Here is a 14340-nt window from a genome sequence, read left to right as displayed (position 1 = left end):
ACGGTGATTGGGTGTGGCCTCAGTATTGGCGCTGGCCGAGGATTCGAGGATTGGCCGCACCGACAATAGGCAGGGGAAAACTGACAATGGCTGCACAAAAAGCCGCCACCGCTGAATTGGGCGTGCTGATTTACCCCGGCGCGCAACTGGCGGCGGTGCACGGTCTGACCGATCTGTTCGCGGTGGCCAACCGCATCGCTGCCGAGTATCAGGCTGCGCAGTTGCCCGTGCTGCGGGTCAGTCACTGGCAGGTTGCGGGCGAGCAGTTGCCGGCGCGGGTCTATGACAGTCATCCGGGCAACGAGGACGTTTTGCTCGCCGTGCTGATCCCGCCGTCTCTTGGCGGGTTCGATGCAGCGCAGATGACCGCGAGCCTGACGCAATGGCTGCGCGATCAGCATGCACGCGGCGCAACGCTTGGTGGTGTCTGCGTGGGCTCGTTGATGCTCGCTGAAAGCGGCTTGCTCGACGGTCGCAGCGCCACCACCCACTGGACCTCGGCCCAGGCTTTTGCCGAGCGTTACCCGAAGATCAAACTGAAGGCCGACACGCCGATTGTCGACGACGGCGACCTGATCACCACCGCCGGGCTGATGGCCTGGTCGGAACTGGGATTACGTCTGGTCGATCGCTTGCTCGGCCCGAGCATTGCCACCGCGACCGCGCGTTTTCTGGTAATGGAACACAGCGACAGCGCCAGTGAATGCGGGAGTAATTTCGCGCCGATCCTCAGTCATGGCGACGCGGCGATTCTCAAGGTCCAGCACTGGCTGCAAAGCACCGGGGCAACGGATGTTTCGCTGGCGGCGATGGCCGAGCGCGCGGGACTTGAAGAGCGCACGTTTCTACGCCGATTCCGCGCCGCGACAGGCTTGAAACCGACCGAGTATTGCCAGCATTTGCGGGTAGGGAAGGCGCGGGAAATGCTCGAGTTCACCAATGGCACGATCGATCACATCGCCTGGACGGAGGGCTATCAGGATCCGGGCGCGTTTCGCGCGATCTTCAAGAAGATCACCGGGCTGGGGCCGAGTGATTACCGGGGGCGATTTGGTCTGACGCGCTAAGCTGAATCAATGAGCTTCCTGTGGGAGCGAGCTTGCTCGCGAATTCGGTATGTCAGACACATCAGCTTCGATTGACATCCCGCATTCGCGAGCAAGCTCGCTCCCACAATGAACTCTGCAAAGGATGAGAGATCGTGCAATTTGCCGGAGTTTTACGCGCCGTCGTGCAGTTTGAAACAGGCTTGATGCCAGCACTTCAGCGGCAAACACCCGATTACCGGGCGGTTTGTTGAGATCGATGATTGGCCTGATCTCTGCAATTTCCATGAGTGAACCCATCGACTGATGAAAAGGGGAACGCATGACCCCGACACCCGGCAAGAAGATCGTCGTCGCTCATTCGGTGCGTGCCGAGGCGCCGCAACATGAGGTTGAGACCAACAAGGCCCTGGCGCGTTGGCTGGCGCAGATTCTCGGCTGCAAATTCGGCGGGAGTTACGACCCGGCCAAACATCAGGGCCGCGAACTGTACCTGCTGCCGACGCAAACCATCGTCGGCGCCGCCCATGCTCAAACGCTGGGCATCACAGGCCCTGATGATTTATGGGGCGGCTACGTCGAATACGATTTCATCTGCACCAAAGCCATCAGCCACGGCTTGCGCAGCCATCTGGCGCAGGCGCCGCAGGGCTGGTCGCCGCTGTTCTCGGAACGGGTGCGCAACGTTGTACTCGACGGTCTCAGCGTATTCGCCGTGGAAGATGCGCGGCCCGCCGCCGAGCATCTGCTGTACGCCGGGCCGATTCGCTTGAAGCCGATTCACGCCTGCGCCGGTCGCGGACAGGAAGTGATTAAAAGCCTTGATGTGTTCGATGAAATCCTCGCGCGGCCGGAAGCGCAAAGCTCGTTCAGTGACGGCGTAGTGCTGGAGCAGGACTTGAGCAATGTCGTCACCCATAGCGTCGGCCAGTCCTTCATCGGCGGTAAGGTTTTGAGCTACTGCGGTGATCAATACTTGACCGAGGACGGCCAGGGCGAAGAGGTCTACGGCGGTTCGAACCTGCTGGTGGTGCAGGGCGGCTATGACCAATTGCTGACACTGGATCTGCCCGACGATGTGCGTCTGGCCATTGAACAGGCGCAGGTATTCGACAGCGCTGCCAACGAAGCCTACCCACGCTTCTTCGCCTCGCGGCGCAATTACGATATCGCCCAGGGCCTGGACGCCGACGGCAACCCCCGCAGCGGCGTGCTCGAACAATCCTGGCGCATGGGCGGCGCGAGCAGTGCTGAAGTGGCCGCGCTGCAAAGTTTCGTCAACGATCCACAGATGCGCGCCATCCGCGTGTCGTCGGTGGAAACCTATACCGATCAGGCGCTGCCGGCGGACGCCATCGAGGTCTATCGCGGCCCGGCGGAAAACAGCGCGTTTCTTCTCAAATATGTGACGGTCAAATCCTATGACGGCTAGAAGCGAAAGCATTCAAATCGACATCGATGACGAACAGATGAGCGGGACCTTTCTCAGTCCCAAGTCGAAAGTCCCGGGGGTGTTGTTCGTGCACGGTTGGGGCGGCAGTCAGGAGCGCGATCTGGAACGGGCCAAAGGCATTGCCGGCCTGGGTTGTGTATGCCTGACCTTCGACCTGCGCGGGCATACCGGCGGCACCGGAATTCCGCTGACCCGGGTAACCCGTGAAGATAATCTGCGCGATTTACTGGCGGCCTACGATCGCCTGCTGGCGCACCCGGCCCTCGACACCTCGGCGATCGCCGTGGTCGGCACCAGTTATGGCGGTTATCTGGCCTCGATCCTGACGTCATTGCGCCCGGTGCGCTGGCTGGCGCTGCGCGTGCCGGCGCTGTACCGCGACGAGCAATGGCACACGCCCAAGCGCGATCTGGACAAGGCCGACCTGCGCGACTATCGCGGCACTCTGGTGCGGGCCGACAGCAATCGCGCACTGCACGCCTGCTCGCAATTCACTGGCGACGTGCTGCTGGTGGAATCGGAAACCGACGACTTCGTGCCCCACGCAACGATCATGAGTTATCGCGCGGCCTGTCAGCAGACACATTCATTGACGCACCGGATCATCGATGGCGCCGATCACGCGTTAAGTGATCCGGTGTCGCAGCAGGCTTATACGTCAATTCTGGTGGACTGGATTACCGAGATGGTGGTGGGGGAGCGGTTGAGCATTATCCAATCCTGAAAAATCAAAAGATCGCAGCCTTCGGCAGCTCCTACAGGGAGATTGCATTCCAAATGTAGGAGCTGCCGAAGGCTGCGATCTTTTGATCTTGATTCTAATGTGTGGGTTTCTTCTCGATCCGCAGCGCCTTGGCCTTGGCCTCCACCACCAGATACATCACCACCGTAATCAACAACGGCAACAGAAAATAAATCGCCCGATACGCCAGCAACCCCGCGACCAGACTGCCGCGCGAAGCCTCGTGCTGCAGTAGCGCAACGAACACCGCTTCCAGCACACCCAGCCCCGCCGGAATATGCGTAATGACCCCGGCAATCGCGCTGATCAACAGCACGCCCAGCACCAGCGGGTAATCCAGTTTGCTCGGCAGCAAAGTGAAGATCACCGCCGCCATCAGCGACCAATTCAGTGCGCCCAGCAGTAATTGCAGGACCGCCATGCGTAGCGACGGCAGGTTGATTTCCACGCCGCGAATCGACCACTCGCGGCGTTTGGAAAACTGGCATGCCGCCAGATATCCAGCGCTGAGCAACAGCAACAACACACCCACCAGTTGCAGCGCGTCACTGCTGAGTTTCCAGCCTGGCGGCATGCGCACCAGACCGCTGCTGAACACTACGCCGGCGATGGTCATGTAGCCGAACCAGTTGGTTGCCAGGCTCAGGCCGAGAATCTTGGCGATGTTGCCCTTGCTCACGCCAAGCCGCGAATAGAGACGATAGCGCATGGCAATACCGCCGACCCAGGCACTGAGATTGAGGTTGAAGGCGTAGCTGATAATGCCCACCGGCAGGATCTGCTTCCAGGTCAGGTCCTGACGGATGTAGGTGCGGCCGATCAGGTCGAAACTGGCGTACACCAGAAAACTCAGCAAGGTCAGGCTGGCGGCGATGATCAGCGTGCGCACCTTGAAATCGGCGAGAGTCTCCAGCACCTCGGCCCATTCGATGCGCGTGGCGAACATCGTCAGCAGGACGATCAGCGCGAGGAAAAACAGGATGGTCAGCGGACGTTTCCAGCGGCTCCATTTCGACGGCGCCGCGGGTGCCGAATGGCTAGTGGAATGGACTTCGGAATGACTCATGGACGCGCACCTCGGAAAGGCTTCAGACGCGGTTTATGCGCCGGCAGCCAACCGGCCATGGCCGGGAAGTGCCGCAGAAAGTGGAAGACCAGAAAACCCACGGTCATGTGCCAGATGCGCCCGCGCGGCAACAACTTGGCGTCCATGGCCTTGCAGTGGTTCTGGCTGAGGTCTTCGAGGCGTTCGTACAGGTGCTGGTTGAAGGCGCGGTCGCGGATCAGCACGTTGGCTTCCAGGTTCAGCGACAGGCTCAGCGGGTCGAGATTGCTTGAGCCCACGGTGCTCCAGTCATCGTCGACCAGCGCGACTTTGCCGTGCAGCGGGCGCTGGCAGTATTCATGAATCTGCACGCCGGCGCGCAGCAGATAATCGTAAGTCATGCGCGCTGCCAGTTTCGCGACGAGCATGTCTGGCTGGCCTTGCAGGATCAGCCGCACCTCGACGCCACGGCGCGCGGCGTTGCGGATCTCGCGCAGCAAACGGTAACCGGGGAAGAAGTAGGCGTTGGCGATGATCACCCGACGCTTGGCCTTGCGCAGCACCTGCAGGTAGACGTCTTCGATGTCGGTGTTGTGTTGATCGTTATCGCGGAATACCAGCCTTACCTGGCCGTCGTGTTCGGTGAAAGCCATGTCCGCCAGACGCTGGCGCCGGCGCTGCCACCAGAATCGCGCGCGCCCCGGACGACCGCTTTGCAGCAGGGCAAAATGATGGATATCGGCGACCACCGGGCCCTGGATCTCCACCGAGTAATCCTGCTTGGCTTCGGGGCCGAAGTCGGCCAGGTGATCGCCGGAAAAATTGATCCCGCCAATGAACGCGATCAAACCGTCGACCACCACGATTTTGCGATGCAGGCGGCGGAACCAGTTGGTGCGGATGCCCAAATGCTTGGGCGCCGGATCGAAGATCTGCAGATGCACGCCGGCATCGCTCAGTGCCGACAGATAGCCGGTGCTCAGCTCGCCGCAGCCGAAGCCGTCGAGGCTGACCGTGGTGCGCACGCCACGCTGGGCGGCTTCGATGAGGATTTGCTGCAGCTCGGCGCCGACCTTGTCTTCGAAGACGATGAAGGTCTCCAGGAGGATTTCGCTCTTGGCCGCGCGCATCGCTTCAAACACGCGGGGGAAATATTCCTCGCCGTTTTCCAGCAGCTCTACGCGGTTGTTGCTGTGCCATTGATACTCGACGTCAACGTGGCCGGGCTCGCGCACCGGCGGGTTCAGCGTGACCGGTTCGACGGCGGATTTTTCCAGTGGCGCACTGTTCATAGTTCAATCTCCACCGATAACGGTGCGTGGTCGGAAAGGTGCGACCAAGGCCGGTTGGTCAAAACTTTCGGCCGGCTGGCCTTGAGGTTGCGCACGTAGATGCGGTCGAGCCGCAGCGCCGGCAGTCGCGCCGGAAAGCTGCGCGCCGGTTTGCCGTGGTGTTCAGCGAACACTTCACGCAGGCCACAGGGCTTGAGCTGCGCATCGGCGCGCTGGCGCCAGTCATTGAAATCGCCGGCGACGATCACCGGCGCATCGGCGGGCAGTTCGGCGAGGCGTTGCAGCAGCAGATCCAGCTGGGCGTTGCGATGGCTTTCGCGCAGGCCCAGATGCACGCAGATCGCATGCACCTCAGTGCCGTCTCCGGGCAGGCGCAGTACGCAATGCAGCAGGCCACGGTTTTCATGGCCGCTGATCGACACGTCGAGGTTGTCGTGGCGAATGATCTGAAATTTCGACAGCAGCGCATTGCCGTGGTCGCCCGCCGGGTACACGGCATTGCGCCCGTAGGCGAACTGCGGCCAGAGGCTGTCGGCGAGGAATTCGTATTGCGGCATGGTCGGCCAGTTGTCGTAGCGTTTCGGATGCTGCTCGTGGGTGCCGTGGACTTCCTGCAGAAAAACCACGTCAGCGGCGACACTGCGCACCGCTTCGCGCAGCTCCGGGAGAATGAAACGCCGGTTCAGCGCGGTGAAGCCCTTGTGGGTGTTGACTGTCAGTACGGTAAATGTGCGCACCGAGGGTGAAACCACGGAGCCTTCGTCGGTAAAACCGACCGGTTCGGGAATGCTCATGACAGAACTCCTTCAGCGGCGACTTGCCCGGGAGTTGTAGCGAGTTCTTTGTCGAGGCCGAAGCGCTGCAACAGGTTGCGCGCGTCGTAGGGCGCACGGACTTTGATGTCGTTGTCGAAGTAGCAGAACACTTCGCGGGATTTGCGGGCGCGGGGTTTCAGGCGGGGCGCTATCAGGTGAGCGTCGTCTGGCTGTTTACCGTGATGCCAGGCGTCGATGCGCTTGGCCCAACGCTTGAGCGCTTGTTCGGAGTAGCCGCTGGCGTAGAGTTCTTCGGCGCCGTGCAAACGCAGATAGACGAAATCGCTGGTGAGGTCTTCGCGGTACGGCCATTTGCCGGCGGTGTCGGCGACCACCAGTGCAACGTTATGGCGCTTCAAGAGGCGCACGAATTCCGGGTCGATGAAACTTTCATGACGGATTTCCACCGCATGGCGCAGCGGCTTCTTGCGCCAGGCCTTGACGCTGGCATGGCCGGGCAGATGCGAATCGTGCTGGCGGGCGAGGGCGGCTGCGGCTTGGGTATCGTGGGGCAGTTGCGCGAGAAACTGGTCGAAGCGCTCGGCATCGAATTTGAAGTTCGGCGGAAACTGCCAAAGGATCGGCCCGAGTTTTTCCTTCAGCTCCAGCACCCCGGAGGCAAAAAAGTTCGCCAGGGGTTTTTCGATTTCGCGCAGGCGGCGCACGTGGGTGATGAAGCGCGGCGCCTTGACGCTGAAGACGAAGTCATCGGGGGTTTCGGCGTACCACTGGGCGTAACGTTCGGGACGTTGCAGGGCGTAGAACGATCCATTGATTTCAATGCTGTTGACCGCGCGGGAAGCGAACTGCAATTCGCGCTTCTGCGCCAGTCCCTTCGGGTAGAAATCCCCGCGCCACGGGGTGTAGCGCCAGCCTGAAATACCGATGTGAATCGTCGCCATCCCATCCTCCCGTAGAAAGTCCTCGTGTTGCCGTTGTTCTGTGATGACTGCGGCGGGGGCGGGAAAGTTTCGGTGGTGTTACGGACGGTCGGCTGTGGTGATCGCCTTTAAGGCAAAGATCAAAAGCTTACCCCCTCACCCCAACCCTCTCCCCCAAGGGGGCGAGGGGGAAGGGAGCAGATCTTCATGTCTCCTGAAATCGCGTACGACTGTGAAGGGAGCAGATCTTCATGGTCTTCAGAACCTGAGTCCGACTCGGGACGTGCAGGTCGGTGAGATGGATCAGGCAACTCGGTCGGCTCCCTCTCCTGGGGGAGAGGGCTGGGGTGAGGGGGCTCTTGAACTTGCCGCGCAATTACCGATCAGTTCCTTACAGGTTGTTCAGCCACGGGAGATCGGAGTTTTGCGCAATTTCAGGATCGCCATTCTGCTGGGAGCGCTGCTGTGCTTCGGCGTCAACACATCGCACGCCGCCGCGCTACCGGGCGTTCCGGCTCCCGCCGACTCGGCGGAGAAACCCGCCGAACCCGAACCGCTGGTGCAGGGCGGTCTGCTCGGGGCGATCAGTACGAGCATCGACGATGTGCAGGACAAACTTGACCTCAACGAACATCTGGTCGACGCCTGGCGTCTGCGCGCCGACCGTGCGGCGGATGAAGTCGATCGGCTGGTCAAGCAGCCGTCGAACCGCTCGGGCTGGAGCGTGGCCGGGGATTTCCTCACGCTGTCGGGTGTGTGGCTGGGCAGTTTCGCCCTGTTGACCGTGCTTGGCAGTCTGCTGGCCAAGCGTCTGCGCGAGGGCCGCTGGTTGCGCACTCGCCAGCGCAGTCAGGACCTGCTCGGCTATGTACTGCCGTACACCGTGCCGGCACTGATCTGCCTGCCGCTGACGCTGTATGTCAGCCACTTTTTGCAAGGTTCGGTGGGGCGCGCGCTGGCGCTGTGTCTGGCCTACGCCACCAGCAGCGGCATTTTTTCCACGTCGATGTTGTTGTGCGTGGTGGTGATGTTCAACGTTGGCCACAAGCGCGCCGCCGCGCGAATCATCCGTGAATACTGCCCGCGCCCGTTGTTCCTGATCGGCTTTCTCGCCGCCCTCAGCGATGCCCTGACCAGCCCGCAGATCGCCCGGCAACTGGGCGGCAATATCACCAGCAGTATCGCCGTGTTCACCGGACTTATCGCCTCGGTCATCTTCGGCTTGCTGGTGATTCGCCTGCGCCGGCCGGTGGCGCATCTGATCCGTAATCGCCCGTTGACCCAGCGTTTGAAACAACCGTCGCTGCAAGAGTCGCTGCGGATATTTTCCGGGCTGTGGTACTGGCCGATCGTGCTGATGGTGCTGGTTTCGGCGGTCAGTCTGATCGGCATCGGCGAGGACAATCAGAAAGCCCTGCGCTGTGCCTTGTTCACTACCGTGCTGCTGATCGCCACGGTGTTTCTCAGCACCGTGTTGCAGCACCTGTTCAAGTCGCGCAAGGCCGAGGCGCTCCAGCGCAGCAGTGCCTACAAGGAACGTTTTCTCAGCCTGTTGCATGCGTTGCTGCGGATCGTCATGGCGATTGTCTTTATCGATATCCTCGGGCGGATCTGGGGCGTGTCGTTGCTCGATTTCGCCCAGAGCAGCACGGTCGGCCGAGCGATCAGCAACGCCTTGAGCAGCATTGGTCTGATCTTCCTGGTGACGTGGCTGCTGTGGGTGGTGCTCGATACGGCGATTCAGGAAGCGCTGAAACCACCGGTCAGCAAACGCGCAGCGCGCCAGCCGAGCACGCGGGTGAAAACCATCCTGCCGTTGCTGCGCAACGCGATCAAAATCATCCTCGTGGTGATCTGCGCGATTACTACCATGGCCAATCTCGGCATCAACGTCGCGCCGCTATTGGCCGGTGCCGGCGTCGTCGGTCTGGCCATCGGTTTCGGCTCGCAGCAACTGGTGCAGGATGTGATCACCGGGCTGTTCATCATCATCGAAGACACCCTGTCGATCGGCGACTGGGTGGTGCTCGATTCCGGTCACGCCGGCACTGTCGAAGGCTTGACCATCCGTACCCTGCGCCTGCGTGACGGCAAGGGTTTTGTGCATTCGGTGCCGTTTGGGCAGATCAAGGCTGTGACCAACCAATCGCGGCAGTTCGCTTTTGCGTTTTTCTCGGTGCAGTTCACCTACGACACCGATGTCGACAAGGCCATCGAGCTGATCCGCGAGGCCGGTGATTCGATCCGCGAAGACCCGTTCCTCAAGTACAACTTGCAAGGGCCGCTGGATGTGTTCGGGGTGGACAAGATGGACTTGAACGGCGTGGTACTGACGGCGCAATTCCGCACGGTGTCCGGTGGGCAGTATGCGGTGAGCCGCGCGTTCAATCAGCGCTTGAAGAAGCTTGTGGATAACACAGCGAATGTGCATTTTGCGCAGACTTATCCACAGCAGGTGCTGTTGCCGAAGCGGCAGGAGGAGGGGGCGGTGGTTGCGGCGCAGGTGCCGCAGGAGTCGCGGACCTGATCTGAGCTGTGCGTTGAATGTCCCGGCCTCATCGCGAGCAGGCTCACTCCTACAGGGGAACGCATTCCAAATGTAGGAGTGAGCCTGCTCGCGATGGCGGCAAAAGAAACGCCGTCAATTGCGGATCAACTTCCGGCCTATCTGCTCCATGGCCACCTGATCCGCCTCTACCCAAACCTGCGGCTTGCCCGCAACCATCGCGGCCACTGGAATCCCATCGCGATACACCAGCCGATTACTCACCAGCGCCGGCACTTTCACCCCAGGCAACAGCGTCCCCGCCAGATTCAGCGGATCAACTCCGCACACCGCCACCAGACTGCCGTCCTGCGGGCGGCGGCGTACTTCGCGCAAAAGCGGAATCGCCTCCGGCAGCGCAAATTGCTCGCCCGCCAGACCACTGACAAACCGTCCGCCACGAATCTCGCCCCGGGCTTCCAGCCGATGAAAAGTACGCAGCAATTCGCGCCAGCTCGGCAGCCAGTCCGCCTCCCGTTCCAGCAAGCGCCAGAACACCACGCCGTAGCGGCGCAGCAGGGTCATTGCCACATGTTCAAGTGTCTCGGCCGCATCCACGGTTGTTCCACGGCGCAGCAATGCCCAGCGTCCGGCATCGTCCATGCCGCCGATAAACGCGCCGCGCCCGCGCCGACTGCTGCGTTGCTGGCGCTTGCTCGCCGGGGTGATCAGCGCGCGCAGACCGGCGAAGCTGTCGGCGTTCACCAAACCTGCGGCGACCAGTTCCTGCAAGGCGATTTCCAGTTCGCTGCGCAGCAGGCGCGCTTCATGAATCAGCTCATCGAAAAACAGTGCGCCGTGCTGACTCAGCGCCTCGAATACTTTCTGTGTTTTCGGCGATAACTCACTCACTGGGGTCTGTTCAGCCAGCGCACTCCACAAACCCACCTGACTGCGCGGCAGCAGGACAATCGGCGTACTGCGCAATGCTGAGCCGCTGACTTTCTGCCGCGCACTGATGCGCGTCCACACCAGTTTGCCGTTGCGGCACAGTTCATCCAGCCAGCTCGGCGAATAGTCCTTGAGGCGGGCCGGCAGGATGTCGCTGTCCCATGCCGAAGCGGCCGCCGGATAGCCTTCGAACTGCCCGACAATAGCTGGCAGCACTGCGCTGCCCTGACCCTGAGTGGCCGGCGTCAGATGCTGCCAGTCGAACAGAAAACGCATGAAGTCCTGCAACGCCACCGGTTCGATTTCCCGGCGCAGGCGCTTGACCGTGTAGCGATGAATGCGCGCCAGCAGATGGCGTTCGCACCATTCTTCAATCGCGCTGTTCGGCGTGAACTGGCCACGCAACACATAGCCTTCGCGTTCCAGTTGCGCGAGGGCCTGATTGACTTGCGCGGTTGGCAGGGCGAGCGGTTCGGCGATAGCAGGCAACGGGATTGGCCCGAACGCACCGAGGCGGGCGCGGATCACTTCGATCAGGGCCTCATCGAATGTCCACGCTTCGTCGAATCCGGGTAGCTCTACCGCTGCGCTCGCCAACGTCGCCTGTGGATAAAGCGCTTGCAGGCAACTCAGCCGCTCGCGAGGCAGCCATAACTGATGCTCAGCGTCGATCCGCAGCAGACAGGCGCGCCCGCTGGCCATCAGCGCTTGCAACCAATCCAGCCAAGCCGTGTTGGCTCGCGCTTCGGCGTCACTGATGCAGGTAAGGCTCATCAGCGCTTCGTGCATTTCATCCATGGAGTCGGGCGACGGCCAGGCTTCTTCGCGCACGGCGGTGATCGCATCGGCGTCCAGCGCGCCGAGGTCGTCGGTCGATTGCGGATCGCTCCAGCGCCGGTTGATCACCGCTTGCGTGCGGCGCTCCTCAAGCGGCGCGTCGTCGAGAAAAGTGTACGGCCGGGCGCTGAGGATTTCCGCCGCCAGTGGCGACGGCGCCGGCAGGTCGCGGCTGATCAGCCGTACTTCGCCACGCTCCATGCGCCGCAGCAGGGTCAGCCAGCCTTCGCTGTCCATCGCTTCGTGCAGGCAATCGTCAAGGGTCTGTTCCACCAGCGGATGCTCGGGGACTTCGCGCTCGCCGGCGAGGTTTTCCAGGCAGGCGATCTGGTCGGGAAACACGCTGGCGATCAGGTCTTCGCTTTTCATCCGTTGCAGCTGCGGGGCGACTTTGCGTCCGCCGGTAAAGCGCGGCAACGCCAGCGCCACCCCGGCATTCCAGCGCCAGCGCACGCCGAATAACGGCGCATCGAGCACGGCCTGGATGAGCGTGTGTTCGGCGCTGTTGCTGTGCAGGTAACGCCAGACTTCGTCGAGCTCGAAACTGTGGCTGGTGGACAGCGACAGCACGATCGCGTCTTCGCTGGCAGCGGCCTGCAATTCAAAGTTGAAGGTGCGGCAGAAACGCTTGCGCAAGGCCAGGCCCCAGGCGCGGTTGATACGGCTGCCGAACGGCGTGTGGATGATCAGTTGGGTGCCGCCGGACTCGTCGAAAAACCGCTCCATCAACAGCGTGTCCTGCGAGGGCAGGGCGCCGAGGGTTTGCCGCGCGCGGGCCAGATATTCGACCAGTTGCTCGGCGCTGGCGAGGTTGAGGCCAAGTGTCGCGGTCAGCCAGTCGAGCGCCGGTTGCAGATTGCCGGGGCTGGCGCTGAGCAGCTCATCCAGCTGCCCTTGCAGACGCGCGACGGCGGCCGACAGTTCGTCGCTGCGCCCCGGCGCTTCGCCGAGCCAGAACGGAATGGTCGGCGGCATGCCTTGCGCGTCCTCAACGCGGACCTTGCCGCTTTCTACCCGCAAAATGCGGTATGAGGTGTTGCCGAGCTGGAACACATCGCCGGCGATACTTTCCACCGCGAAATCTTCGTTGACGCTGCCGATGTTCAAGCCCTGCGGTTCGAGCAGCACGCTGTAGTCGGCGTTGTCCGGAATGGTCCCGCCACTGGTCACGGCGGTCAGCTGCGCGCCACGCCGGCCGCGCAAAGTGCGGCTGACGGCGTCGCGGTGCAGGTAGGCGCTGCGGATGCCCTGGCGACCGTTGTAGCCTTCGGCGAGCATGCTCAGCAGGGCCTGATAGTGTTTTTCATCGACATCGCGGTATGGCCAGGCGCGACGGAACATCGCCAACAAGGCATCCTCCGACCATTCCTGACAACTGACTTCGGCAATGATCTGCTGCGCCAGCACGTCGAGCGGTTTTTCCGGGATGTGCAGCATATCGAGCTCGCCGCGGCGCACGCAGTCGAGCAGAGCGGCGCATTCGATCAGGTCGTCGCGGGTGGTGGCGAACAGACGGCCCTTGGGCGTGCCGCCGACCTGGTGCCCGGAACGGCCGACCCGTTGCAGAAACGCGGCAATCGAGCGCGGCGAGCTGATCTGACAGACCAGATCGACTTCGCCAATATCGATGCCCAACTCCAGCGACGCGGTGGCGATCAACACTTGCAGCTCGCCGCGCTTGAGCCGTTGTTCGGCGTCGAGGCGAAATTCCTTGGCGAGGCTGCCATGGTGCGCCGCCACCGCCTGCTTGCCGAGACGTTCGCTCAGATGCCGGCTCAGGCGTTCGGCGAGGCGTCGGGTGTTGACGAAAATCAGTGTGGTGCGGTGCTCGCGAGCGAGCTCGGCGAGGCGGTCATACACCAAGCCCCAGACATCGGTGGCCATCACCGCCGACAACGGCACCGGCGGCACTTCGATGCCCAGATCCCGAGGGCGGGCGTGGCCGATGTCGACGATTTCGCAGGGGCGATCATGACCGACCAGAAACTGCGCCACCGCCTCGACCGGTTTCTGTGTGGCGGACAGGCCGATCCGGGTCAGCGGCTCGGCGCAGAGTGCTTGCAAACGCTCCAGGCTCAAGGACAGATGACTGCCGCGCTTGCCGGCGGCCATGGCATGGATTTCGTCGATGATCACCGTACGCGTGGTGCCGAGCATCTTGCGCCCGGATTCCGAGCCGAGCAGCACGTACAGCGATTCCGGCGTGGTCACCAGTATGTGCGGCGCGGTCTTGCGCATGGCGGCGCGGTCTTTCTGCGGCGTGTCGCCGGTGCGTACGGCGGTGGTGATGGTCAGCTCGGGCAGGCCCATTTCGCGCAATTGCGCGGTGATGCCGGCGAGCGGATTCTGCAGGTTGATCTGGATGTCGTTGGACAGCGCTTTCAACGGCGAGACGTAGACCACCAGGGTTTCGGCGGGCAGGCCGTCGGGGTTTTCCAGGCCGCGGTGCACAAGCTCATCGAGCACGGCAAGAAACGCGGTCAGGGTTTTCCCCGAACCCGTGGGCGCCGCGATCAGCGTCGACCGGCGCTGGCGGATCAACGGCCACGCACGGGCCTGAGCGGCAGTGACCGCCGGGAAAGTCTTGCTGAACCAGGCGCTGACGGCGGGGTGAAAGCCGGCCAGAGCGCTGTCGGCGGGGAGGGGCAGATTCATGACAGAAGTTATGCGGGCGGGGGCGGGAAGATGCAAGTACCGCTGGGGATCTTCAGCGGCTGGCAGAGCCCCTTCGCGAGCAAGCTCGCTCCCACAGGGGAACGCATCTCACTTGTGGGAGCGAGCTTGCTCGCGAAA

9 protein-coding genes are annotated in these 14340 nt (G+C 62.3%); 4 read left to right on the top strand and 5 right to left on the bottom strand.

Translation table 11 applies throughout. The features are described from left to right. Positions 1–86: 86 nt before the first annotated feature. The 3 genes from J2Y90_RS02680 (at position 87) to J2Y90_RS02670 (ending at position 3223) form a co-directional block, all read left to right on the top strand. A complete protein-coding gene (locus tag J2Y90_RS02680; RefSeq protein ID WP_253496267.1) occupies positions 87–1067 on the top strand; it encodes a GlxA family transcriptional regulator in 981 nt (326 codons plus the stop codon). 301 nt (positions 1068–1368) lie between these two features. Beyond that, complete coding sequence (locus J2Y90_RS02675; RefSeq protein WP_253496264.1) at positions 1369–2478, top strand: DUF3182 family protein; 1110 nt, start codon at positions 1369–1371, stop codon at positions 2476–2478. Further along, positions 2468–3223, top strand: a complete 756-nt coding sequence (locus tag J2Y90_RS02670) for an alpha/beta hydrolase family protein (RefSeq protein ID WP_071173737.1) — start codon at positions 2468–2470, stop codon at positions 3221–3223. Before J2Y90_RS02675 ends, J2Y90_RS02670 begins: the two co-directional genes overlap by 11 nt. Positions 3224–3317: 94 nt before the next feature. On the opposite strand, the gene J2Y90_RS02665 is transcribed toward J2Y90_RS02670, so the two are convergent. The 4 genes from J2Y90_RS02665 to J2Y90_RS02650 are packed head-to-tail and all read right to left on the bottom strand — an operon-like array spanning position 3318 to position 7295. Next, a complete protein-coding gene (locus J2Y90_RS02665) occupies positions 3318–4307 on the bottom strand; it encodes a lysylphosphatidylglycerol synthase domain-containing protein (RefSeq protein WP_253496261.1) in 990 nt (329 codons plus the stop codon). Then, positions 4304–5578, bottom strand: coding sequence for a cardiolipin synthase ClsB (gene clsB / locus J2Y90_RS02660; RefSeq protein WP_253496258.1), 1275 nt, complete (start codon positions 5576–5578; stop codon positions 4304–4306). Before clsB ends, J2Y90_RS02665 begins: the two co-directional genes overlap by 4 nt. Further along, positions 5575–6372 carry an endonuclease/exonuclease/phosphatase family protein gene (locus J2Y90_RS02655; RefSeq protein WP_042610638.1) on the bottom strand — a complete coding sequence of 266 codons (798 nt, stop codon included), beginning with the start codon at positions 6370–6372 and terminating at the stop codon, positions 5575–5577. Before J2Y90_RS02655 ends, clsB begins: the two co-directional genes overlap by 4 nt. Continuing rightward, positions 6369–7295 (bottom strand): DUF72 domain-containing protein, encoded by a 927-nt coding sequence (locus J2Y90_RS02650; protein WP_253496255.1) that lies wholly within the window; start codon positions 7293–7295, stop codon positions 6369–6371. Before J2Y90_RS02650 ends, J2Y90_RS02655 begins: the two co-directional genes overlap by 4 nt. A gap of 403 nt (positions 7296–7698) precedes the next feature. On the opposite strand from J2Y90_RS02650, the gene J2Y90_RS02645 reads away from it, so the two are divergent. Next, on the top strand, positions 7699–9801 hold the full coding sequence (locus J2Y90_RS02645; RefSeq protein ID WP_253496252.1) for a mechanosensitive ion channel family protein: 2103 nt from the start codon (positions 7699–7701) through the stop codon (positions 9799–9801). Positions 9802–9915: 114 nt separating this feature from the next. Here J2Y90_RS02645 and J2Y90_RS02640 read toward each other — a convergent pair whose 3' ends face one another. Continuing rightward, positions 9916–14202, bottom strand: a complete 4287-nt coding sequence (locus J2Y90_RS02640; protein WP_253496249.1) for a DEAD/DEAH box helicase — start codon at positions 14200–14202, stop codon at positions 9916–9918. Positions 14203–14340: the final 138 nt, after the last annotated feature.

This window comes from Pseudomonas koreensis (assembly GCF_024169245.1).
GTDB lineage: Bacteria > Pseudomonadota > Gammaproteobacteria > Pseudomonadales > Pseudomonadaceae > Aquipseudomonas > Aquipseudomonas koreensis_F.
The sequence above is the reverse complement of the archived record's forward strand: the minus strand, read 5'-3'. Positions and strand labels throughout refer to the sequence as shown.